Annotated in this window: 17 protein-coding genes and 1 tRNA gene; 9 read left to right on the top strand and 9 right to left on the bottom strand. The window is 67.7% G+C overall.

The features are described 5' to 3' along the window. Nucleotides 1-105 precede the first annotated feature (105 nt). Entirely contained in the window at nt 106-3,381 is a 3,276-nt protein-coding gene (locus tag ABZ194_RS26125) for a hypothetical protein (RefSeq protein WP_355599651.1), read from the top strand. A 423-nt stretch (nt 3,382-3,804) separates the two neighbouring features. Here ABZ194_RS26125 and ABZ194_RS26120 read toward each other — a convergent pair. From ABZ194_RS26120 to dnaA, 9 genes are all read right to left on the bottom strand, one after another. Then, nucleotides 3,805-3,878 (bottom strand) — tRNA-Ile (locus tag ABZ194_RS26120). 135 nt (nt 3,879-4,013) lie between these two features. Continuing rightward, nucleotides 4,014-4,673 carry a DUF3566 domain-containing protein gene (locus ABZ194_RS26115; protein WP_355599650.1) on the bottom strand — a complete coding sequence of 220 codons (660 nt, stop codon included), beginning with the start codon at nt 4,671-4,673 and terminating at the stop codon, nt 4,014-4,016. 60 nt (nt 4,674-4,733) lie between these two features. Continuing rightward, the gene (gene gyrA / locus ABZ194_RS26110) at nt 4,734-7,220 is read right to left on the bottom strand and encodes a DNA gyrase subunit A (RefSeq protein WP_355599649.1); all 2,487 of its coding nucleotides are present in this window, start codon (nt 7,218-7,220) and stop codon (nt 4,734-4,736) included. A 42-nt stretch (nt 7,221-7,262) separates the two neighbouring features. After that, on the bottom strand, nt 7,263-9,209 hold the full coding sequence (gene gyrB, locus ABZ194_RS26105) for a DNA topoisomerase (ATP-hydrolyzing) subunit B (protein WP_355599648.1): 1,947 nt from the start codon (nt 9,207-9,209) through the stop codon (nt 7,263-7,265). A 327-nt stretch (nt 9,210-9,536) separates the two neighbouring features. Next, the gene (locus ABZ194_RS26100) at nt 9,537-10,172 is read right to left on the bottom strand and encodes a DciA family protein (protein WP_355599647.1); all 636 of its coding nucleotides are present in this window, start codon (nt 10,170-10,172) and stop codon (nt 9,537-9,539) included. After that, on the bottom strand, nt 10,162-11,382 hold the full coding sequence (gene recF, locus ABZ194_RS26095) for a DNA replication/repair protein RecF (protein WP_355599646.1): 1,221 nt from the start codon (nt 11,380-11,382) through the stop codon (nt 10,162-10,164). The genes ABZ194_RS26100 and recF overlap by 11 nt, the downstream gene beginning before the upstream one ends. Before the next feature lie 211 nt (nt 11,383-11,593). Beyond that, a complete protein-coding gene (gene gnd / locus ABZ194_RS26090; RefSeq protein ID WP_355599645.1) occupies nt 11,594-12,535 on the bottom strand; it encodes a phosphogluconate dehydrogenase (NAD(+)-dependent, decarboxylating) in 942 nt (313 codons plus the stop codon). 298 nt (nt 12,536-12,833) lie between these two features. Continuing rightward, the gene (gene dnaN / locus ABZ194_RS26085; protein ID WP_355599644.1) at nt 12,834-13,973 is read right to left on the bottom strand and encodes a DNA polymerase III subunit beta; all 1,140 of its coding nucleotides are present in this window, start codon (nt 13,971-13,973) and stop codon (nt 12,834-12,836) included. Between the two features lie 574 nt (nt 13,974-14,547). Further along, nucleotides 14,548-16,290 carry a chromosomal replication initiator protein DnaA gene (gene dnaA, locus ABZ194_RS26080; RefSeq protein ID WP_355599643.1) on the bottom strand — a complete coding sequence of 581 codons (1,743 nt, stop codon included), beginning with the start codon at nt 16,288-16,290 and terminating at the stop codon, nt 14,548-14,550. A 526-nt stretch (nt 16,291-16,816) separates the two neighbouring features. Between dnaA and rpmH the strand changes: the two genes are divergently transcribed. The 8 genes from rpmH (at nt 16,817) to ABZ194_RS26040 (ending at nt 22,322) form a co-directional block, all read left to right on the top strand. Continuing rightward, on the top strand, nt 16,817-16,954 hold the full coding sequence (gene rpmH, locus ABZ194_RS26075) for a 50S ribosomal protein L34 (RefSeq protein ID WP_012895733.1): 138 nt from the start codon (nt 16,817-16,819) through the stop codon (nt 16,952-16,954). Nucleotides 16,955-17,017: 63 nt separating this feature from the next. After that, a complete protein-coding gene (gene rnpA / locus ABZ194_RS26070) occupies nt 17,018-17,443 on the top strand; it encodes a ribonuclease P protein component (RefSeq protein WP_355599655.1) in 426 nt (141 codons plus the stop codon). Next, nucleotides 17,443-17,721, top strand: a complete 279-nt coding sequence (gene yidD, locus ABZ194_RS26065) for a membrane protein insertion efficiency factor YidD (protein ID WP_271216337.1) — start codon at nt 17,443-17,445, stop codon at nt 17,719-17,721. Before rnpA ends, yidD begins: the two co-directional genes overlap by 1 nt. Before the next feature lie 4 nt (nt 17,722-17,725). Next, nucleotides 17,726-18,679, top strand: coding sequence for a membrane protein insertase YidC (gene yidC, locus ABZ194_RS26060; protein ID WP_355599642.1), 954 nt, complete (start codon nt 17,726-17,728; stop codon nt 18,677-18,679). Nucleotides 18,680-18,714: 35 nt separating this feature from the next. Next, complete coding sequence (locus ABZ194_RS26055) at nt 18,715-19,218, top strand: R3H domain-containing nucleic acid-binding protein (RefSeq protein ID WP_355599641.1); 504 nt, start codon at nt 18,715-18,717, stop codon at nt 19,216-19,218. A gap of 225 nt (nt 19,219-19,443) precedes the next feature. Further along, a complete protein-coding gene (gene rsmG / locus ABZ194_RS26050) occupies nt 19,444-20,154 on the top strand; it encodes a 16S rRNA (guanine(527)-N(7))-methyltransferase RsmG (protein WP_355599640.1) in 711 nt (236 codons plus the stop codon). A 344-nt stretch (nt 20,155-20,498) separates the two neighbouring features. Next, nucleotides 20,499-21,266 (top strand): ParA family protein, encoded by a 768-nt coding sequence (locus tag ABZ194_RS26045; RefSeq protein ID WP_355599654.1) that lies wholly within the window; start codon nt 20,499-20,501, stop codon nt 21,264-21,266. Nucleotides 21,267-21,344: 78 nt separating this feature from the next. Next, nucleotides 21,345-22,322 carry a ParB/RepB/Spo0J family partition protein gene (locus ABZ194_RS26040; RefSeq protein ID WP_355599639.1) on the top strand — a complete coding sequence of 326 codons (978 nt, stop codon included), beginning with the start codon at nt 21,345-21,347 and terminating at the stop codon, nt 22,320-22,322. Nucleotides 22,323-23,038 lie beyond the last annotated feature (716 nt).

Raw genomic sequence — 23,038 nt, 5'->3', positions numbered from 1 at the left:
CGCGCTGAGCTGGATCTGCCGACTCACATCCAACCCGCTCAGGCCTGGCCACCGCGAGCAGCGACCCGGTGAACGTTCCCGGTCACCGCACTAGATAGGGGAGAGATGTCGAAGAAGCGTCCAGTATCGCCCGAGGCGAGCGGAGGTGCTGGCACGCTCTTCGAGTATCGGGTCGGTGCGATCATGCTGAGCCATCTGCTCGCAGGAACACACCCGCCTGGGCTGTCTATGCCGGTCGTCGGAGTGGCATGGCAGCAACTGGTCACCGGGCACCTGCTCGATGACATCGTCGTGTACGGCGAGGACGCCCCCAACGGGCTGTGCACCGAGTACCAGGTCAAACGAACCCTGAAAGTGACCACCAGTGACAAGGAGTTCATCGACGTGCTGGCTCAGGTGCTGCACACCCTGAGCGAGCGCAGAGACGCCGTCGCTTGTGGGGAGCTCGCACTCGGGCTGATCGCCGATGGCGAGGCTGCTCCACTGGACCAGCTTAAAACGCTGGTCCAGTATGCACACGCGCATAGCTCATACGAGAGCTTCGACAAGGTGTTCGTCGTCGGGGTGGTCAATGAGAAGGTCCGAAACCGTCTGATTCAGGTTCGCCAAGCTGTCGAACAGGCGATCCGAAACGGCGCGCCAGACTTGGGCGGCATCTATCACACTACGCATGCCGCGCTCGCTGCGTTGCATGTGTGGCGCGTGAGCGACGCCGACCACCAGGAGGCCCTGAATCGGATCAGGCCGGTCGCTGAGGCGTTCGACAAGACTCCTGTCGACCTGTTTAGTCATCTCACCGCTCTGGCTGAGGAGTGGGGACCACTCGCGGGCGTGGTGGACGCGGCCAGCGTATGGAGACAGCTCCGGCGACGCGGCCTCCGGCAACGCCCCGTCGAAGGGCAACCGCCAGCCGAGCCGGTCGACGCGGACGCCGTAGTCCGCGGTCCCATGGCCTCGCTGGCCCTTGAAGCCGCGTTCGACGAGGCGAACCGGTTGCTCGCAGAGGGGGATCCATCAGCGGCGCCGAGGTTTCATGAGATCGCCGACAAGTTGGAGGAGAAAGGCTTCGCCCCACATGCGACCCTGGTACGACGCCATGAGGCGGACGCTCTCCAGAAGAACGGCGACGCCGACGCTGCGGTGCGCACACGGGTCGCTCTCGCTTGGAGCCTTCTCGACGTAGTCCAGCCCTGGGAGGCGGGCTTCGCGCTCAACGACGCGAATCCCGTATCCGAGGCGAGCACTCGTGTCCTGGCAGCCACGCAGGCTGCCGTCCATCTGGCAAAAGGCGGTGACATTAAGCAACTGGCCGTGGCGTTCGACGCTCTCGCGGACGACGACCCGTATCGGGACCGCACGGCGGCGTTCCTGAGCGAGGAGGCCATTGCCATGGCCGAACCGGAAATCGTCCTCGTGCGGCAACAAGCTCTCGAAGGCATAGCACGCTCAACCTCACAGGCCGCGATGCGCGTTCAGATGTGCCTTGGGGACGCCACAGGACAATGGCTGCCACGTTTACGTGACATCCACCGCCGTTTCGACCGGCCGTTGGTGGCCTGGGCACATGCGCGTTACGCCCGCCACCTCGCACTCACAGGTGACGGGGCTGGAGCGCAGGAGCAATATCTGTTGGCCATCGAACGCGCCTGCGTCGCGGAGATGTTCGATGAAGCGGCCGACTGGCTGTACGCGTGGCGTACAGTCCGCTTCTGGTACCACGATTTCGACGAAGATGAGCAACACCCTCTGGCCCAGGCGCTGCGGCCCAACGCGCGTCCCAGCCGTCTTCCAGGCTCGGCTCACACGACCGAGCAAGCGCTGCGCGCCATGCAGAAAGAGGATCATCCGGCTGAAGCGTTGCGGCGCGTACGACTGTGGCAGTGGCAGGCAACAGTGCGCGCCGACCTGAGCGGAGAGGTCGAGGCGGCTCAGACATTGGGAGCGCTGCTGCGCCGCCACGAGCACGCCGATGCGGCGATTCCGTGGTTCGTCCGCGCGGGCGCGGCAAAGCTCGCGGCATCAGCAGCCAAGGAGCTTACGAAGGCACCGACCGAGTTGGACGTATCAGTCATGCCGACTGTGGACATTTGCAAGGTTGCCGTATTTGCCGCCGTTGCAGCCGCTGCCGATCTGCTGGATGACGAGTCGGCCAGAGCATGGGCGGCCCAGGCACTCATGGAGATCAGCAAGGAACCCATCAATGACCAGGCGGAGGATGTGCGGATACGCGCTTTCGAAGTACTCGCCGCGTTGTGCCCTACGCTTACTGATCCACAGATCCACGAATTGCTCCGTGTAGTGGAGCCCTTGATCGAGCGTTCACCAGGTCAGTATCGCCTCACCGATGAGAGCGTCGCGAAGATCCTCGTCACTCTGACGGAACGGTCACCGGACGCGGTGCCCCTCATGGCTCGCGCTCTCACCGCCCATGAGCGTATGGCTGGGGTTGTGCTGGATCGCCCTGAACTCCTGGCGGCGAACCGGGACGTTGTGACTGAGTGGCTGGTTCTGGCCGCCGCACATAACCAATTCGCCTGCCTTGGCTTGATCATGTCGGGAGCAGATCCCGCGTCTGCGATCCCGCTGGCGCGGGAGCGAGTGGCTCGCGATCTGCTGCCCCAGGAGCATCAGCAGGGACGGGTCGTTTATCGTGCTGGCGCGGACGCTGCCGCGATCCTGGCCTCTGTCCTGGAACCCGAAATCCGCGTGGAGTTCGCGCGAGCGATGCTGAAGCGAGCCCTCGATCGCCGTGAGACGACGACGAGCCGGCGAGACGCCCTGAACGGTCTCATCAACATTGCCGACAAAATCGATGAAGACTCACGGAAGGCCATCCTGCCTCAGATTCTGGAACTGGCACGGGGTGAGTGGGACGGCGGGCCTACCGACGAAATCGAAGCCCTCTGGCGGGGGCCATTCAATGGGGTCACCATCAACACGGGATCCAACACCCTGACCGATCTGGCGCTCCTGGGCGCCGCCCGGCTTGCGTCCGAGCTGGCCGACCAACTGATGATCGAACGGATCGGCATGGCACTACTGCGTGGTGCGGATCGACCGGCGCAGTGGCGCATCGGGTACGCGTTCACTCTTCTCTCCGCTACCGGTTCCAATCTCGACCTTGAACATTGTGCGATCCATCCCGTGCCCGCACTCCGCGCGGTAGCAGCGGTCCGCTGGGCTCGAGATCCTGGTTGTCTTCCCAGCGAGCGAGTCGAGGCCCTCGCCAAAGACGACAACTACCTGGTGCGCCGAAACTTCGCTCTCGCGGTCCGCGACAACTACGAGACGCTCCCGGCCGACTTACGAGACCGTGTCATCGAGCTTCAGTCTTTGGACAGCCACCGGAGCATCCGGCAGTTGGTACCGGGACTGAACTGAAGCAAGCTCCTCAGCCGACTCTAGAAGTGTGTCAGAGCAGGGCTGTCGCGAACCAGCGTGTGCCAAGCTCAGCCCAGGTTGATGTACTGCATCGTTCACCAGGCACAGTCCTGATCATGCAAAGCCCGTTCGAGGCGTGTTCGATAACTCTCGCTGGAAGGCCCCGTAGGCGCATCGAGAACTACAGAGCGAGGAAGCTCTGGATCCATCCCCTAATCCGGGGGCTTCATGGACTTCCGATGCGCTTGAACCAGGCATGTCATCCCGAGGCTTATAACCAAAAGATCAAGGTGCCCAGGAAAACTCACTTGAACACGTCTATGCCCTCTGATGGGGTTCCGGTCGACGGTCGAATGACGGTCAAACGATCAAGAGGCCGGATCCGCGATCTTGGGATCTGGCCTCTGAGGTGGGGGAACTATGTGGGGCTACCAGGACTTGAACCTGGGACCTCTTCCTTATCAGGGAAGCGCTCTAACCGTCTGAGCTATAGCCCCTTGTTACACGAAAGAACGGTATCGCATCCGTCTGGCGGAGGCGAACCCGTCCTGTCCAACAGGGAAAAGCTTACCCTGTTCCGACACCGGCTTGTGCCATGTCCCCGGGTGGGGGACCGGGGACATGGCGGATGCCTATTCGGCCTCGCTGAAGGTGACCTCCACCCCTCCGACCAGGTCGGAGGCGATGTTGTAGATCACCGCGCCCAGGGTGGACAGGGCCGTGATCAGCACCACGTTCACGGCGCCGATCAGGGCGGTGTAGCCGAGGATACGGACCGGCTCGAACCAGGAGCCGATGTCGAAGCCGCTGGTGGACGGCTTGCCGTCCGAGACGGTGAACTGGTTCACCGTCTGGATGATGTTGTCGAAGACGCCCAGCCCGGACAGCACCATGTAGAGCACCGCGACCGCGACGAACAGCACCACGAAGCAGACCAGGGACACCACGAAGCTGAACTTCATGGCCGACCACGGCTCCACCCTGCGCAGCACCAGGTGGGCTTTGCGGGGGGCCCTCGGAGAGGTGTCGGGGGCCTTCCTGGCGTCCGGAGCGGGGGACGACAGTCCACCGGGTGCCCAGGGGGCGTTCGGCGGCTCCGCGGCCGTCGGACGAATCCGCGGCGCCGTGGGATCGCTGATCTTGCCGTCCTCGATAGCCGTCACGCGTTGCCTGCCCTTGAAATCGTCGGTTACCGACTTATCGGTCTCCGGCGTGGGCTTGCTACCGTCTGCCGGCGAGTCGACCGCCTCGATGGGATCTGTTCCAGCGGCCTTGTCCATCTTCTCCGTCACCTGATCGCGTGTCGAAGAGGAAGCCGGACGTGGACCTGGTCTGGCCTGAGCGCTCACGGGCTACTCCCCTTCCCCGTTTTCCTCAGTCTCCAACGCCTCGGCGTTACGGGCGAGAGCCACCACGCTGTCCCCCTCCGCGAGATTCATCAGACGCACCCCCATGGTCTGGCGACCAGACTGCTTGATCTCCCCTGCGCTGGTCCGGATAACCCCGCCGGCGGACGTGATCGCGAAGACCTCGTCCTCCGGACTGACCATGACAGCCCCAACCAGCTTGCCACGAGCGCTGACGATCTTTGCCGTCAGGACACCCCTACCGCCTCTTCCCTGCACCGGATACTGCTCGGCAGGTGTGCGCTTGGCATACCCACCCTCGGTCGCGATCAACACATCCTCGCCGTCCGCGACCCGGTTCATCGCCAGCAGCTCGTCGCCTTCGAGGAACCGCATGCCGATCACTCCGCTGGTCGCGCGGCCCATCGGGCGCAGGGCCTCGTCGGAGGCCGTGAAGCGGATGGACTGGGCGCCGCGGGAGACCAGCAGCAGGTCGTCGTCCTCCGACACCAGCCTGGCTGCGATCACCTCGTCATCTTCCCGCAGGTTGATGGCGATGAGACCGCCCGAACGCGGCGAGTCGTATTCCGACAGGCGTGTCTTCTTGACCAGGCCGCTGCGGGTGGCCAGCACGAGGTACGGCGCGACCTCGTAGTCACGCAGGTCCAGCACCTCCATGACGATCTCGTCCGGCTGCATGGCCAGCAGGTTCGCCAGGTGCTGACCACGGGCGTCCCGGCCGGAGTCGGGCAGCTCGTACGCCTTGACCCGGTAGACCCGGCCCTTGTTGGTGAAGAACAGCAGCCAGTGGTGGGTCGTCGTGACGAAGAAGTGGTCGACGATGTCGTCCTGGCGGAGCTGCGCGCCGCGCACACCCTTGCCGCCGCGCTTCTGCGCCCGGTAGAGGTCGGTGTTGGTGCGCTTGGCGTAGCCGCCGCGGGTGATCGTGACGACCATGTCCTCCTCGGCGAGGAGGTCCTCGATGGACATGTCGCCCTCGTAGGCGATGATCTCCGTCCGGCGCTCGTCGCCGTACTTGGCGGTGATCTCCGAGAGCTCGTCGAAGACGATCGTCCGCTGCCGCTCGGGCGAGGCCAGGATCGCCTGGTACTCGATGATGTGCGCCATCAGCGAGTCGTACTCGTCGGTGATCTGCTGCCGTTCCAGGGCGGCCAGCTTGCGCAGCTGCATGTCGAGGATGGCCTGCGCCTGGATATCGTCGATCTCCAGAAGCGCGATCAGGCCGCCCTGGGCGGCGGCCGCCGACGGCGAGCGCCGGATCAGGGCGATGACCTCGTCCATCCGGTCGAGGGCCTTGAGCAGCGCGCGCAGGATGTGGGCCCGCTCCTCCGCCTTGCGCAGCAGGTAGCGGGTCCGGCGGACCACGACCTCGATCTGGTGGCTCACGTAGTGGCGGACGAACTGGTCCAGCCGCAGGGTACGTGGCACGCCGTCGACGAGCGCCAGCATGTTGGCGCCGAAGGTGGTCTGCAGCTGGGTGTGCTTGTAGAGGTTGTTCAGCACGACCTTGGCGACCGCGTCGCGCTTGAGCACGATGACCAGGCGCTGACCGACCCGGGAGGAGCTCTCGTCGCGGACGTCGGCGATGCCGCTGATCCGGCCGTCCTTCACCGCCTCGGCGATGGACAGCGCGAGATTGTCCGGGTTGACCTGGTAGGGCAGCTCGGTGACGACGAGGCACTGACGGCCCTTGGCGTCCTCCTCCACCTCCACGATCGCCCGCATGGTGATCGAGCCGCGGCCGGTCCGGTAGGCGTCGTCGATGCCCCGGCGGCCGACGATCAGCGCGCCGGTCGGGAAGTCGGGGCCCTTGATCCGGGCGATCAGCGCTTCGAGGAGTTCCTCGTCGGTCGCCTCGGGGTTCTGCAGGGCCCACCTGATGCCGTCGGACACCTCGCGCAGGTTGTGCTGCGGGATGTTCGTGGCCATGCCGACCGCGATACCGGCGGACCCGTTGACCAGGAGGTTCGGGAAGCGGGACGGCAGGACCAGCGGCTCCTGGGAGCGCCCGTCGTAGTTGGGCTGGAAGTCGACGGTGTCCTTGTCGATGTCACGGATCATCTCCATGGCGATCGGCGCGAGCTTGCACTCGGTGTATCGCATGGCGGCCGGCATGTCGTTGCCCGGCGATCCGAAGTTGCCCTGGCCGTCGACCAGGGTGTAGCGCAGCGCCCAGGGCTGGGCCAGCCGTACCACGGTGCCGTAGATGGAGGAGTCACCGTGCGGGTGGTAGGACCCCATGACGTCGCCGACGACGCGGGAGCACTTGAAGTAGCCGCGGTCGGGGCGGTAGCCACCGTCGTACATGGCGTAGAGCACGCGGCGGTGCACCGGCTTGAGGCCGTCACGGACGTCGGGCAGCGCACGGGACACGATGACGGACATCGCGTAGTCCATGTAGCTGCGCTGCATCTCCGACTGGATGTCGACCGGTTCGATGCGCTCTACGGGCGGAGTGTTCACATCCGTCACGGGTGATGAATCCTTTGCAGAGAGAAGGCTGTACGGCTACCGCTACACATCGAGGAAACGGACGTCTCGTGCGTTCCTGATGATGAAGGAGCGGCGAGCCTCGACGTCCTCACCCATGAGAACGCTGAACAGCTCGTCGGCCTGGGCGGCGTCGTCGAGGGTGACCTGGAGCAGGACGCGGGTCTCCGGGTTCATCGTGGTGTCCCAGAGCTGGGCCGCGTTCATCTCGCCCAGACCCTTGAACCGTTGGATGCCGTCGTGCGCGCGCGGGTCGCGCTTGCCCCTGTTGATGCCGTCCTCGATGATCGCGTCACGCTCGCGGTCGGAGTAGGCGTAGGAGGCGTCCTCGCCCCGGCGGTCCCACTTGATCTTGTAGAGCGGCGGCTGGGAGAGGTAGACGTGCCCGGCCTCGATCAGCGGGCGCATGAAACGGAAGAGCAGCGTCAGCAGCAGCGTGTTGATGTGCTGGCCGTCGACGTCGGCGTCCGCCATCAGGATGAGCTTGTGGTAGCGGAGCTTGGCGATGTCGAACTCGTCGTGCACGCCGGTGCCCATGGCGGTGATCAGCGCCTGGACCTCGGCGTTCTTCAGCACCTTGTCGATGCGGGCCTTCTCCACGTTCAGGATCTTGCCGCGGATGGGCAGGATGGCCTGGAACTTGGAGTCGCGCCCGCCCTTGGCCGATCCGCCCGCCGAGTCACCCTCGACGATGAAGAGCTCACACTTCTCCGGATCGCTCCACTGGCAGTCGGCGAGCTTGCCCGGCAGCCCGGAACCGGACTCCAGCAGCGACTTGCGGCGGGTGAGGTCGCGGGCCTGACGGGCCGCGAGACGGGCGCGCGACGCCTGCAGGGACTTGTTGATGACGTCCTTGGCCTCGCCGGGGTTGCGCTCGAACCAGTCACGCAGGTGGTCGTTGCACGCCTTCTGGACGAACGACTTGGCCTCGGTGTTGCCCAGCTTGGTCTTGGTCTGACCTTCGAACTGCGGGTCGGCCAGCTTCACCGAGATGATCGCGGTGAGACCCTCGCGGATGTCCTCACCGGTCAGGTTGTCGTCCTTGCCCTCTTTAAGGAACTTCTGCTCGCGCGCGTAGCGGTTGACGATCGACGTCAGCGCGGCGCGGAAGCCCTCCTCGTGGGTGCCGCCCTCGGCCGTGTTGATGGTGTTGGCGAAGGTGTAGACCGACTCGCTGTAGGAGTTGTTCCACTGCATGGCGATCTCGACCGAGATCCCCTCGCCGTGCTCCTCGAAGTCGATCACCGAGAGGTGCGCGGGCTCCTTCTTGGAGTTCAGGTGCTTCACGAAGTCGGACAGACCGCCCTCGTAGTGGTAGACCACCTCGGTCGGCTCGCCGTTGACGATGTGGGCGGGCCGCTCGTCCCGCAGCGAGATGGTGAGGCCCTTGTTCAGGAAGGCCATCTCCTGGAAGCGGCGTGAGAGCGTCTCGAAGTTCCACGTGGTGGTCTCGAAAATGGTCTCGTCGGCCCAGAAGGTGATCGAGGTGCCGGTCTCCTCCGTCGGGTCGCCCTTGACCAGGGGGTGGACGGGCTTGGAGGCCGCGTAACTCTGCCGCCAGTGGTGGCCGTCGGTGCGGATCTCCACCTCCAGCCTGCTCGACAGGGCGTTGACCACCGAGACGCCCACGCCGTGCAGACCGCCGGAGACGGCGTAGGACTTGCTGTCGAACTTGCCGCCCGCGTGGAGCACGGTCAGCACGACCTCGACGGCGGGGCGGCCCTCCGCCGCGACGATGCCGACGGGGATGCCCCGGCCGTTGTCGAGGACCCGCACCCCGTTGTCGGCGAGGAGCGTCACCTCGATCCTGTCGGCATGGCCGGCCAGCGCCTCGTCGACGGAGTTGTCCACAACCTCGTAGACGAGGTGGTGGAGACCGCGTTCGCCGGTCGAACCGATGTACATGCCTGGGCGCTTACGGACCGCCTCAAGCCCTTCGAGAACGGTGATTGAGCTAGCGTCGTAGGACAAGTGCGAAATCCTCCTGCCGCGGACACGCGGCGGGAGAGCCTCGCGGCCCCGCCGTGCCCGTCACCGTCGTGAATGCCCCGATGCGCTCACCCAGAGAAGTCGGCGCGGATGCCGGGGGTGACACGCAGCGGACGTGTCCGGAATTCGATTTCATTCTAGCGGCTCAGAACGTGTCGTGTGGCATTGAAGGGCTCTGGAAGCCTCTGTCGCGCGTCGACTGCCGGCTCAAGCATCCCCCTACACGGAAGGGGGTCGTCGCGCCAGAAGGGCCGCTGATCCGTTCTCCGGGTGATCGATCAGTCATGGATCGATCAGCCGTGGACGGTGTCAGCCGTAGGTGTCGCCCGGACCTCGGCTGCCGGTGACGCGCAGGGCCCCGCTGGGACGCGGGCCGTTCTGCGGTCCCCGCACCTTCACCCGCTGTACGGTTCCGTCCCCGAGTTCCTCGTTCAACCTTCTGACCAGCGTCCTTGCCAGCAGCCGGACCTGGGTCGCCCAGGCGGTGGAGTCGGCGACCACCAGGACCTCCCCGTCGGCGAACGTCTCGGGCTTGGTGTGGGCGGCCAGATCGGGGCCGACGATCTCGTGCCAGCGGCCGAACACCCCGCCCACCGCGACGGGCTGCTCCCAGCCCCGGTCGGCCAGCAGGTCGACGATGGCCCTGCCGAAAAGCTGGGGATCGCCGGAGTCCCTGCGCGGTCCGTACGGCCTGCGCCGCGGCTCCCTGCGGGGCAGCTGCCCCCGCCTGGCGGCGTCCGATTTGGCCTGGGCCAGCTTCTCCCTCGCCATCGCGGCCCCCTTGGCGGCCACGTTCTTCGCCGAGGTCGGCTCGGGGCTCTTCGCCGGGGTCGGCTCGGCGGATCCCGGCTCCGGCGAGGACCGCGCCGGTCGCGCGGGTGGGGCGGGCGACGTGGGTGGGGCGGGTGGGGCGGGGGCGGGCACCGGCCGCAGCTCATCGGACACGCCTCACCCCTCCCTCGCCGACGTCGAACCGGCCTCCGGCCAGCTCCACCGGCACGTCGTCGGCGACCGCGGCGGTGATCAGCACCTGTTCGGCCGGGGCCACGATCTCGGCCAGCCGGCGGCGGCGCTGGTTGTCCAGTTCGGCGAAGACGTCGTCGAGGATCAGCACCGGATCACCGCCGTCCGCCCTGAGCAGGTCGTAGGCGGCGAGCCGGAGCGACAGCGCGAACGACCACGACTCGCCGTGGCTGGCGTAGCCGCGGGCCGGCAGGTCTCCGAGGCCCAGGAACAGGTCGTCGCGGTGCGGCCCGACGAGCGTGACGCCGCGTTCGAGCTCGGAACCGCGCACCTCAAGCAGGGCGGCCCGCAGCCGCTCCTCCAGGGCGTCCCTGTCGAGCTCCGCCCCTCCGGCCGCCCCGGTTCGCGCTCCGTCCCGTGCCCCGCTCTCCGCTCCGGCGGGCACGGTGCCCCGGTACTCCAGGGCCGCGGGGGCCGAGCCGGGCGCGAGGGCCGCGTAGGAGGAGGCGACCAACGGCCGCAGCGCCTCCACCAGTTCCAGCCGTGCCGCCAGCAGCTCCGCACCGTGCCTGGCCAGGTGGGCGTCCCAGACGTCCAGTGTGCTCAGCGGGTCTTTGGCCCCAGCCTCGGTGAACGCCGCGTCGCTCTCGGCCCCGCGCCCGCCCCGGCCCCTCCGCCGCGACTGCGCCGCCGTACGCAGCAGGGCGCCGCGCTGCCGGAGAACCCGGTCGTAGTCGGCACGGACCCCGGCGTAGCGGGGCGTCCTGGCCACCAGCAGATCGTCGAGGTATCGCCGCCGCTCCGAGGGGTCGCCCTTGACCATGGCCAGGTCCTCGGGGGCGAACAGCACCGTGCGCAGCAGGCCGATCGCGTCGCGGGGCCTGGACACGGGTGAGCGGTTCAGCCTGGCCCGGTTGGCCCTCCCCGGGTTGATCTCCAGCTCGATCAGCGCCCGCCGGTCGTCCCGCACGACCGCGCACCGCACGATCGCCCGCGCGGCCCCCTGCCGCACCAGCGGCCCGTCGTTGGCCACCCGGTGACTCGACTGGGTGGCCACGTAGCCCAGCGCCTCGACCAGGTTGGTCTTGCCCTGCCCGTTCGGCCCGACGAACGCCGTGACGCCCGGCTCCAGGCCGAGCTCGACGGCGTCGTAGGACCGGAAGTCGGTCAGCGAGAGGTGGGCGACACGCACCCCAGGAAGATTAGTCGGCCACGACCGTCACCGGAGCCCCGCCGCCTCGGTACGGCCCGCGCGCCCGGCGGAGGCCCCGCGCTCCGCCGGGCCCGTACCCCGGGAAACCGCGGGGATCCACACGACCCATGACAGTCCATGACAGTCCATCGAAATCCACAGCCTGTGGAAAACCAGGGAGTGGCGGGCGCGGGCCGTGACGCGCGTGACACTACCCGTCGGCCTCCACCGGGGGGACGACGTCGGCGCCGGGGGCGTCGGCGCCCTTGGCCACCTCGCCCTCCTTCGCGGTGACGGCGTGCCCGCCGAACTGGTTGCGCAGGGCGGCGACGACCTTCATGGCCGGCGAGTCCTCCTGCCGGGAGGCGAACCTGGCGTACAGCGCGGCGGTGATGACCGGCAGCGGCACCGCGTGGTCCACGGCGGCCTGCACCGTCCAGCGGCCCTCGCCGGAGTCCTGGGCGTAGCCTCTCAGCTCCGCCAGGGCCGGGTCCTCGTCCAGCGCGCGGACCATGAGGTCCAGCAGCCACGAGCGGATGACCGTGCCGTGCCGCCAGCTGCGGAACGCGCCGGGGACGTCGGTCACGACGTCGGAGGCCTGGAGCAGCTCCCAGCCCTCGGCGAACGCCTGCATCATGCCGTACTCGATGCCGTTGTGGACCATCTTGGCGAAGTGGCCCGCGCCGACGTCCCCGGCGTGGACGAAGCCGTCCTCCTCGGGCTTGAGGGTGTCGAAGACGGGCATCAGCCGCCGGACGTCGGCCTCGGTGCCGCCGGTCATCAGCGCGTAGCCGTTCTGCAGACCCCAGACACCGCCGCTCACCCCGCAGTCGACGAAGCCGATCCCCCTGGCGCCGAGCTCGGCGGCGTGCCGCTGGTCGTCCAGGTAGTGCGAGTTGCCGCCGTCGACCACGACGTCCCCCGCCGACAGCAGGGTGCCGAGCTCCTCGATCGTGGCCTGGGTCGGCGCGCCCGCGGGCACCATGACCCACACCGTGCGGGGCTCCTGGAGCCTGTCGATCAGCTCCTTCAGGCTGGAGACGTCGCTGACCGCCGGGTCGCGGTCGTAACCGACGACGTCGTGACCTCCGCGGCGCAGCCGCTCGGCCATGTTGCCGCCCATCTTGCCCAGCCCGACCATGCCGATCCGCATACGAGCACCCCCTTCAGGGTTTCCATCATTCACCTACACCAGGTGTACCGGTGCGAGCCGTACCGGATCGGTGTTTTCCATCGACTGGGTCGTCCACAGGGCTGTGGAGGGCGCCCCGGCGGCCCGTGCCGGACGGTTCCGCCGTACGGCGCGGGGGCACCCCGCCGCGAGCGGCGCCGAGAGGCCCTCTGCGAGCCCCGACCGGCGAACGCGTGGCGGTTACGGTCACACCCGCCCCACGGGCCTCACGGGCCTCCTGGGCGAGCTCCAGGGGCATCGGGGGGAGCGTGAGGCGACCTCAGCTCGACAGGCGGATGGGCATGATCAGGTAGCGGTAGTCCGGGACGCCGTCGTCGTCGGCGGGTTTTCCACCGGTGAGGATGGCGGGCTTGGTGGAGGTGGTCATCTGCAGGCGGGCCACGTCGGAGTCGATCGCGCCGAGCCCCTCCAGCAGGAACTGGTGGTTGAAGGCGATGTTGATGTCGTCGCCCTCGAAGTCCACCGGCAGCACCTCGACCGCCTGGGCCTCGTCACCGCTGCCCGCCTCAAGGACGACCTCGCCGCCGCGGAAGGCCAGCCGGACCGGGGTGTTGCGCTCGGCCACCAGGGCCACGCGCTTGACGGCCTCGACGAAGGTGCCGGTGGACAGCTCGGCGCGGGCCGAGAACTCGGTCGGCAGCAGCGAGCGGTACTTGGGGAACTCCGGGTCGAGCAGGCGGGTGGTCGTACGGCGGCCGGCGCTGGAGAAGCCGATCATGCCCTCGCCGGTGCCCCCCACCGAGCTCATCGCGACCTCGACCTCGGCCCCGGTGCTCCCCAGGGCCTTGGCCGCGTCGGCGAGGGTCCTGCCGGGGATCATCGCGATCGCCGAGAAGTCGGGCTGGCCGGGCTGCCACTTCAGCTCCCGCACCGCGAGGCGGTAGCGGTCGGTGGCGGCGAGGGTGACGGTGTCGCCCTCGATCTCCATGCGCACGCCGGTCAGCATGGGCAGCGTGTCGTCCTTGCCCGCGGCCACGGCGACCTGGCCGACGGCCGAGGCGAACACGTCGCTGCCCACCCGTCCCGCGGCCGGGGGCATGGTCGGCAGGGAGGGGTAGTCCTCCACGGGCATGGTCAGCAGTGTGAACCGGGCGCTGCCACAGGTGACGACCGCCTTGGCGCCCTCCACCACGAGGTCCACCGGCTGCGCGGGGAGCGCCCTGGTGATCTCGGCGAGCAGCCTGCCGGAGACGAGCACCACGCCCGCCTCACCGCTCTGCGGTTCGAGGGTCACCTCGGCGGACACCTCGTAGTCGAAGCCCGAGAGCTTGAGCTGTCCCTTCTCCGTGACTTCGAGACGCATGCCGGCGAGCACCGGCACTGAGGGACGGGCCGGAAGGCTGCGTGCCGTCCATGCAACCGCCTCGGCGAGCACGTCTCGCTCGATCCGGAACATCACGTGGATCTGCCTCCTGTGTGTCGAGCGCTGTCCGCTCGGTGCCTTGGGGTCAAGTGTTCACTGTCTCGCACCTGTGCTCCCCCGGAACCCTTCTGTGGGTCTTGAGTTTTCTAGTTAGAGATACAAGGGGTCATCGCATTAGGGGCGGTGGAAACTGTGGAAATCTAGTGTTTCCGCAGCTCAGCCATGGTTTTTTCATCCACCGAGGGTGTGGGTGAAGGATGTGGACAACTCCCGGGGCTGGGGAGAACCGCGCTGTACCCACAGGCCGTCCCCAGATCTTGGGTCGTTCATCCACCGGTTATCCACGAGGTTTCCCCAGGTTCTCCCCAGGGTAAGCGGTCGTTTTGTCCCTGGGGAAAACTCCCTGCACAGGGCGTCCACAGGTTGTCCACGAGTTCTCCCCAGGTTGTCCCCAGGTTCTCCCCAGAGTTATCCCCAGGTCTCCGGAACTTCTCGAACCTCTCATACCTAAAACAATCATGATGGAACGCTCCGATCGCCGTCGCCCGCCACGGCTCTACCATTGATCCACAAGGTTTTCCACAGCCTGTGCATCACGGGTGGGAAACTCTCATCCATTGCGCGACTGCTGCTTGATCCTGGTGGTGAGCTCGTTGACCTGGTTGTAGATCGAACGACGCTCGGCCATGAGGGAGCGGATCTTCCGGTCGGCGTGCATGACCGTGGTGTGGTCGCGTCCGCCGAACTGCTGCCCGATCTTGGGCAGTGACATGTCGGTGAGCTCACGGCAGAGGTACATGGCGATCTGCCGGGCGGTGACCAGGACGCGCGAGCGCGACCCGCCGCACAGGTCGTCGATCGAGAGACCGAAGTAGGCCGCGGTGGACGCCATGATCGTGGCGATCGTTATCTCCGAGCCGGCGTCCTCGGTGATCAGGTCCTTGAGCACGACCTCGGTCAGCTGCAGGTCCACCGACTGCCTGTTGAGGCTGGCGAAGGCGGTGACCCTTATCAGGGCCCCCTCAAGCTCACGGATGTTGGTGGAGATCCGGCTGGCGATGTACTCCAGCACCTCGGGCGGCGCGGCCAGGCCCTCCTGTATCGCCTTCTTGCGCAGGATCGCGATCCGCGTCTCCAGCTCGGGCGGCTGGACGTCGGTGATCAGCCCCCACTCGAACCGGTTGCGGAGCCGGTCCTCCAGGGTGACCAGCTGCTTGGGCGCCCGGTCGCTGGAGATGACGATCTGCTTGTTGGCGTTGTGCAGGGTGTTGAAGGTGTGGAAGAACTCCTCCTGGGTCTGCTCCTTGCCCTCCAGGAACTGGATGTCGTCCACCAGCAGGATGTCCACCGCCCGGTAGCGGCCGCGGAAGTTGTCGGCCTTGTGGTCGCGGATGGAGTTGATGAAGTCGTTGGTGAACTCCTCCGAGCTGACGTATCTCACCCGGGCGCCGTCGTAGAGACTCTGCGCGTAGTGGCCGATCGCGTGCAGCAGGTGGGTCTTGCCCAGGCCGGAGTCGCCGTAGATGAAGAGCGGGTTGTACGCCTTGGCCGGAGCCTCCGCCACCGCGACCGCGGCCGCGTGGGCGAAGCGGTTGCTGGAGCCGATGACGAAGGTCTCGAAGGTGTACTTCGGATTCAGCCGGGCCGGTTCTCCCTGGGGACGGCCGCCCCTGCCGTCCCATCGGTTGTGCACGGGGCCGGCGGCCCGGTTCGGGGCGGGGCGCTCGAAGCCGTCGGCCTCCTGGCGGGAGGGGGGCGGCTGCGGGGTGTAGCCGCCGCGGCCGTATCCGGTGCTCTGCTCCGCCGGCGCCGAGGCGGGCGGGTCCGCCGGGAGGTACGGCTGGGCCGGCTCCTCGGCGTGCTGGTAGGGGTAGGGGAACTGCTGTCCCTGTGGCTGATGCTGTGGATAGTCGGTGGACGGCGGGGCGGCCGGACCGGCGGCATGGTAGGGGGGCTGAAGGCCGGAAGCGCTGTGGTGCTGGGAGGTCACAGGCTGTGCATAACTCTGCTGCGGTCCACCACCCTGTGCATAACCCTGCTGCGGCGCCTGTGGATAAAGCTCTGCTCTGGGGACGCCGACCGGGTCGGAGCCCGCGGCGCTGGGGTCCACCATGACCGCGACCCGCATCGGGCGGCCGAACTCCTGGGAGAGCGCGTGACTGATCAGGGGACGAAGCTTATTTTCCAGGACATCTCTGGCGAAATCGGTGGGAGCCGCGAGCACCACGGTGTCGTTCATCAGCCCGAAGGGCCGGGTCAGGCTGAGCCACACACGCTGCTGGGAAGGGACACTCTCGTTGAGGGAGTTCTCCAGTGCTCGCGCCCATACCTCGCCGAGGTCCATTCCATCCATGCCCGGCCCATCCTCCTCCGACGCGGCCCCCGACTGAGCTCACCGCGATCTGTTTATCCACACCGATGGCCGCCGGGCGCATCGGATTACCCCGTTGTCCACATGCCGCGGCCCCCGCGGTCCCCCAGAGATGGCCGCCGGTAATCCACATCGAATCCACACGGTGTGCACAGCCTCGCACCCTGCCACCGGGCACGTCCTGGCAGCGGAGAGCGGGGCTGGAGGAGTCGACAGTAGCCCTGTCCACAGCCTGTGTCCAAGACGTTGTCCACAGCCTAGTGGCAGTGCGGGGGAGGCTGAGTGCACATCCTGTGGACGGCGGGGCGCCGGTGGAAAAAGGGGCTGTGGATTCGTGGATAACCTATAACCGCGTGCGCTCCGGTTTGACCTGGGGCGCGCGTTCCCCGTAACGTACGACGGTCGGCTTGCCACGCGACGGCTATTTCGCATGCCCCGCTTCCGGCAAGCCAGCCACTGTCGAGCGTCCCCATGTGCTGGGGGCGTGCCTCAAGCCTGGAGCCCACTCGTGAGCAAGCGTACTTTCCAGCCGAACAACCGTCGTCGCGCGAAGACCCACGGCTTCCGGCTGCGCATGCGCACCCGCGCCGGCCGCGCCATCCTGGCCGCCCGTCGTCGCAAGGGCCGCGTCGAGCTCTCCGCCTGACGCGTCCGGTTGCGCCCGGTCCGCCGGGCCAAGGCAGCAGCGTTCTGTCGCCCGCCGGCCGTGATGTCGGCGGGCGATAGCCGTACCTGCCCCTGGGTCAACCAAGGTTCTCTGGTGTTGCCGTCCGTGTCCCGCATGCGCCGGGGCGAGGAGTTCGCCGGCGCGATCAGGAAGGGCAGCCGAGCAGGCCGCCCCACACTGGTCGCGCATTTCGGCATGCGTACCGAATCGGACGAACCACCCTTGGTGGGATTTGTGGTGAGTCGCGGAGTAGGAGGCGCGGTCATCAGAAATCGCGTCAAACGTCAACTGAGACACATCATGCGCGACCGTCTGCATCGCCTTCCGCGAGGTAGCCTGCTGGTTGTACGCGCCAATCCACCGGCCGCGTCCGCGCGAAGCGAGCGCCTTGCCGCCGAACTCGACGTCGCGCTGGATCGTTTACTCAGGCGGCGAGAGCCTTCCCAGGCTCGCATGGATGGGCGATGATGACGGCGCAGCATACCGCCGGGATTTCTCCGGCTGCCAGGACCCTGATGGCTCCTATCCGGTTCTACCGGGCCTACGTGAGCCCCCTGCTGGGTCCCCGTTGCCGTTTCCATCCTTCGTGCAGTGCCTATGGCCTTGAGGCGGTGGCCGTCCACGGCGCGCTGCGCGGTACGTGGTTGACGATCCGAAGGATCGGGCGTTGCCACCCATTCCATCCCGGAGGTTTTGACCCGGTGCCCCCGAGCCCGGGCCGGTCCGACGAAACGCAAGGGAGCTAGCTCGGTGGAGCTGTCCTGGCTGAACTGGCTGTACACAGCCGTCGCCCAAGTCATCACCTGGATTCACCAGGTTTATAGCAGCTTCCTCGACCCGAACAGCGGGCTGACCTGGGCGCTGACCATCGTCACCCTGACGGTGCTGATGCGACTGCTCATCTTCCCTCTCTTCCTCAAGCAGATGCGCTCGTCGAAGAAGATGCAGGAGCTGGCGCCCAAGGTCCAGGAGCTGCGTAAGCGGTACAAGAACGACAAGCAGCGCATGAACCAGGAGGTCATGGCGCTGTACCAGGGGCAGGGGGCCAACCCGCTCGGCGGCTGCCTGCCGGTCGTGGCCCAGTTCCCGATCTTCATCTCGATGTTCACCGTGCTGAACGCGATGGCCCACGGCGAGCTGAAGTTCGGCATGTCACAGCAGCTTGTCGACAGCGCCCGGGCCGCGCACATCTTCGGTGCCCCGCTGCCGGCGACCTTCTGGACCAGCAGCGAGCAGATCCAGGCGCTCGGCGGGGCCAACCCGATCCAGACGAAGATCGTGCTCGGCTTCTTCGTGGCGATCAGCTCGCTGACCACCTTCCTCACCGTCCGGCAGAGTGTGACGCGCTCGATGGCGCAGATGCCGGACAACCCGATGGCTCAGCAGCAGAAGATCCTGATGTACGTCTCGCCGCTGTTCGCGATCTTCTCGCTGAACTTCCCCCTGGGCCTCATCCTCTACTGGGTCACCACCAACCTCTGGACCCTGGGGCAGCAGCACTGGTTCTACAGCCGCCACCCCTCTCCGGTGCCCGACGCCAAGGGCAACATGGTGACGCCCGAGGCCAAGCCGGGCCTGCTGAGCAAGGTCAGGAAGAGCGCTCCCGAGCCTGAGGCGCCCCCCGCCCCGCCGGAGCCCAAGCCCATCCGCCAGCAGCCGACCCGCCAGCCTCGCAGCAAGCGGACGGGCAGTAAGAAGTCCTGACGATCATCCCCGACAGCACGAAGGAGTGGCCGGACGTGACCGAGGCCGAAGCCGAAAAGGAGACCGTGAAGGCGGCTCCGGATCTCGCTGCGCTGGAGCAGGAAGGCGAGATCGCGGCGGACTACGTCGAGGGTCTGCTCGACATCGCCGACATCGACGGTGACATCGACATGGACGTCGAGGGCGATCGTGCCGTGGTGTCGGTGGTGGACATCAAGGGCGGTGACCTCGTCGGCCCCAACGGTGAGGTGCTGGAGGCGATCCAGGAGCTGACCCGGCTCGCGGTCCACCGCCAGACAGGGGAACGCTCCCGGCTCATGCTGGACATCGGCGGATACCGCGAACGCCGCCGGGGCGAGCTGCGTGAGCTCGGCACCAAGGTCGCCGCGGACGTCAAGCGCAGCGGCGAGTCCAAGGCGCTGCAGCCGATGACCCCCTTCGAGCGCAAGATCGTGCACGACGCGATCGCGGCGGCGGGCCTGCGGAGCGAGTCCGAGGGTGAGGAGCCCCGGCGTTTCGTGGTGGTCCTCCCCGCATAGCGAAAGCAGCCACAGACAAGGCCGCCGCCCCTGACCCTCAGGGACGGCGGCCTTTGTGGTTTCCGCCCGCACCACGGTCCCCGTCCACCCCCGGGCCCCCACCCGCGCGGCGGTTGGTCCGGTACGGCGTCCCTTCCCCGCCTGCCCTTGTACGGCGGTGTGGAACGGGCCGTTAGCCTTAGAACGCCCTGACCCAGACAGTTCCCGAGGAAGAGTGAGCGTCGAGTGAGTGACCAGATCCCCGAGCCGCCCGAGGTCGCGCGCGAGGTGTTCACCGGCGACGCCTGGTCCAGAGCGGAGACGTTCGCGGGGCTGCTGGCCGGCCCCGGGGTGGTGCGCGGACTGCTCGGCCCCCGCGAGGTTCCCCGCATCTGGGATCGTCACCTGCTCAACTGCGCGGTGGTCGCCGAGGCCGTGCCCGTCGGGGTGCGGCTGGTGGACATCGGCTCGGGAGCCGGTCTGCCCGGCCTGGTGCTGGCGATCGTACGGCCGGACATCAAGGTCACCCTCCTGGAGCCCCTGCTCCGCCGGACGGTGTTCCTCCAGGAGTGCGTGGAGTCGCTGAAGCTGGACAACGTCGAGGTGCTGCGCGGCCGGGCCGAGGAGTTCGCCGGCAAGCGCGAGTTCGACGTGGTCTCCGCCCGTGCGGTGGCGCCGCTTGACCGGTTGCTGAAGTGGTCGATCCCCCTGCTGCGCGAGGGGGGCGAGCTTCTCGCGATGAAGGGCGAGCGGGCAGCGGAGGAGCTGGCGGACGCCGGGCCGCAATTGCGAGCCAGTGGGGTGCGAACCGCCGAGCTTGTATCGGTCGGGCACGGTAAGGTCGAGCCGCCTGCAACTCTCATCAGGGTGGTCGCCGGCCGGGCCTCCGATGAAGCACGGCACGGCACTCGCCCCAAGAGCCGCTCCCCCCGGGCGAAGCGGACACGAGGCCAGTAGACAGACCGAGCAGAGCGAGTATGAGGCCGGTGGATGACCCTGAAAGTGCGATTGTGAGCGCGGGATGCGGTCTCGGCTGGCCTGAGAATCCCGTTGTTCAGCCGTATGGGCGGCCCTCTTCTGGCCTGGGCTGGCCGGCACCTGCACCCGCCGCTGTAGTCAGGCCGGTTGAAAGGACGACGACCGTGACCCAGCCCCCCCTTAATCCCGGCGACTCGCCGTTGGTACGAGAGGCACTCAACTCAGTGGTTTCACGTGAAACATCGGCCCAGACGACTACGGCCGTCCCCAGAGGCGCCACCGGGGCACGGGACGGTGACTGGCCCCGGCCGCCCAAGACGCGCATCTTCACCGTCGCCAACCAGAAGGGCGGGGTGGGCAAGACCACGACGTCGGTCAACCTGGCGGCCGCGCTCTCCATGCACGGTCAGCGGGTGCTCGTGGTCGACCTCGACCCCCAGGGCAACGCCTCGACGGCGCTCTCCATCGAGCACCGTGGTGACGTGCCGGACATGTACAAGGTGCTCGTGGAGGATGTGCCCCTGGTGGAGGTGGTGAAGGAGGTCCCGGAGATGCCCGGCCTCTACTGCGCCCCCGCCACCATAGATCTGGCCGGCGCCGAAATCGAACTCGTCTCGATGGTCGCGCGCGAGGCCCGCCTGCAGCGCGCGCTGAACGCCTATGACGCGATCCAGTTCGACTACATCCTCATCGACTGCCCGCCCTCCCTCGGGCTGCTGACCGTCAACGCGCTGATGGCCGCCAACGAGCTGCTGATCCCGATCCAGTGCGAGTACTACGCGCTGGAGGGCCTGGGCCAGCTGCTCCGGAACGTGGACCTCGTCCGTGCCCACCTGAACCCCACGCTTGAACTGTCCACCATCCTGATGACGATGTACGACGGCCGGACCAGGCTGGCCTCCCAGGTCGCCGAGGAGGTCCGCTCCCACTTCGAGGACACGGTGCTGAAGACGCTGATCCCCCGGAGCGTCCGTGTCTCGGAGGCGCCGAGCTACGGTCAGTCGGTCATGACCTACGACCCGGGTTCCAGTGGCGCGATGGCCTACATGGACGCGGCCCGTGAGATCGCCTACCGCGGCGCCGCCGTGTGAGCGCGCGGAGACCTCGGACAGCCATCATCGTGAAGACCACCGAGGGCGGGGCCGTGCGCCAGGGGAGGGACAGCAGTGGTGAGTAAGCAGCCCAGAGGTCTGGGCAAGGGGCTGGGAGCGCTCATCCCCACCGGGCCGGCCGTCGTGGAGACGGCGGCGGTACCGTCGGCGACCGCGATCATGGTCGCGTCCGAGCCGCAGGCAGAGCGGTCGCCGGGCCTCCGGCCGGTCGCGGGCGCCTACTTCCTTGAGATCGCCGTCAAGGACATCGCGCCCAACCCACACCAGCCCCGGGGCGTCTTCGACGAGCAGGCCCTGGAGGATCTGGCCACCTCGATCCGCGAGGTGGGTCTCCTCCAGCCCGTCGTGGTGCGCCCGGCGGGTGAGGGACGCTATGAGCTGATCATGGGAGAGCGTCGCTGGCGTGCCTCCAAGCTCGCGGGTCTCTCCGAGATCCCCGCGATCGTGCGGAACACCCAGGAGGACAAGCTCCTGCTGGACGCGCTCATCGAGAACCTCCAGCGTGAGCAGCTCAACGCCCTGGAGGAGGCGGCGGCCTACCGGCAGCTGCTTGACGACTTCGGCGCGACCCATGAGCAGCTCGCCGCACGGATCGGCCGCTCCCGCTCCCATGTGACGAACACGCTGCGCCTCCTCAACCTGCCGCCCAAGGTCCAGCTCCGCGTGTCGGCCGGTACGGTCAGCGCCGGGCACGCGCGGGCCCTGCTGACCCTGGACGACCCGGTGGCGCAGGAGCGCCTCGCCGATCGGATCGTGGCCGAGCTGCTCTCGGTCCGTGCGGTCGAGGAGATCGTGGCCGTGGGTGACGCCAAGGCCGCTCCGGCTCCCAACGCCAGGGCTCCGAGGGCGAGACCGTCCGAGGAGCCGGCCCTCCGCCGGCTGGCCGACCGTCTCTCCGACCGTTTCGAGACCCGGGTGAAGGTCGACTTCGGCCGCCGCAAGGGGCGCATCGTGGTGGAGTTCGCCACCATCGACGATCTGGAACGCATCATCGGGACGATGGCCCCGGGATCCATGGAGACGGTCGGGGAGTAGCCCCGTCCTCGTTGCCGGTTCTCTCCTCTGGAGCGATCCCTGTTCTGGACGGCCGCCGTGTTTCACGTGAAACACGGCGGCCGTTTCATGCCGGACCCATGGTCGTGAGGTCTTCCGCCGGAGAGCCGCTGACCCGCCGGGGCCGTCCTCGGGTGAGCGGGCGCACCTCTGCCGGGCGCTCGGTCGCGTCCGGCCACCCCTCCGTGTTGCCGGGATGATCGTCAGGATTCCTTAGCGCCCGTCCGCTCGCTGCGAGGCTTGCGGGTCGGCCGTCGGCGGCCTCCCCTCGTGGGTGCCGAGTGGCCGTCATGAGAGAGTCGCCGGGCCGCCGGACGCCCGGCCAGGTCTGTCGCGCCTCGACGACTGTCCGGGAAAGGCCGCCCCAGTCGCTCGGTGAGGGGCTGCCCCCCGGCCATCCACTCCAGGGCCTTCCGGGGGTCGTTCCCGCCCCCAGGACCCCGCTCCGACCTCCGGGGCGCCCACCGGAAATCGCCCCGCCCCGCCTCGTCGCGGCTCATCCGGGAAGCCGGGCCGCCCATCCGGGAGGTCGATAGGTCGTCGCCCTGAAACGGGATCTGTTGTCCGGTGGATTAAAGCAGGCGGCCCAGAGGGCGGCGGAGACGGAGGAGGCCACCGCGGGCGCCGGGAAGAGGAGATGTTTCACGTGAAACGTGGTGCGAGCGGGGGGCGTCCCCGGTGTTTCACGTGAAACAGTC

Source organism: Streptosporangium sp. NPDC006007, assembly GCF_040614315.1.
GTDB lineage: Bacteria > Actinomycetota > Actinomycetes > Streptosporangiales > Streptosporangiaceae > Streptosporangium.
Note: the sequence above shows the minus strand (reverse complement) of the source record. Positions and strands in the feature narration are given on the sequence as shown.

Excerpts from the sequence above, each read along its gene's own strand:
- yidD (WP_271216337.1), top strand. The coding sequence starts at position 17,443 with ATGACGGCGCAGCATACCGCCGGGATTTCTCCGGCTGCCAGGACCCTG.
- rnpA (WP_355599655.1), top strand. The coding sequence starts at position 17,018 with ATGTCGGCGGGCGATAGCCGTACCTGCCCCTGGGTCAACCAAGGTTCT.
- dnaA (WP_355599643.1), bottom strand. The coding sequence starts at position 16,290 with ATGGATGGAATGGACCTCGGCGAGGTATGGGCGCGAGCACTGGAGAAC.
- ABZ194_RS26125 (WP_355599651.1), top strand. The coding sequence starts at position 106 with ATGTCGAAGAAGCGTCCAGTATCGCCCGAGGCGAGCGGAGGTGCTGGC.
- gnd (WP_355599645.1), bottom strand. The coding sequence starts at position 12,535 with ATGCGGATCGGCATGGTCGGGCTGGGCAAGATGGGCGGCAACATGGCC.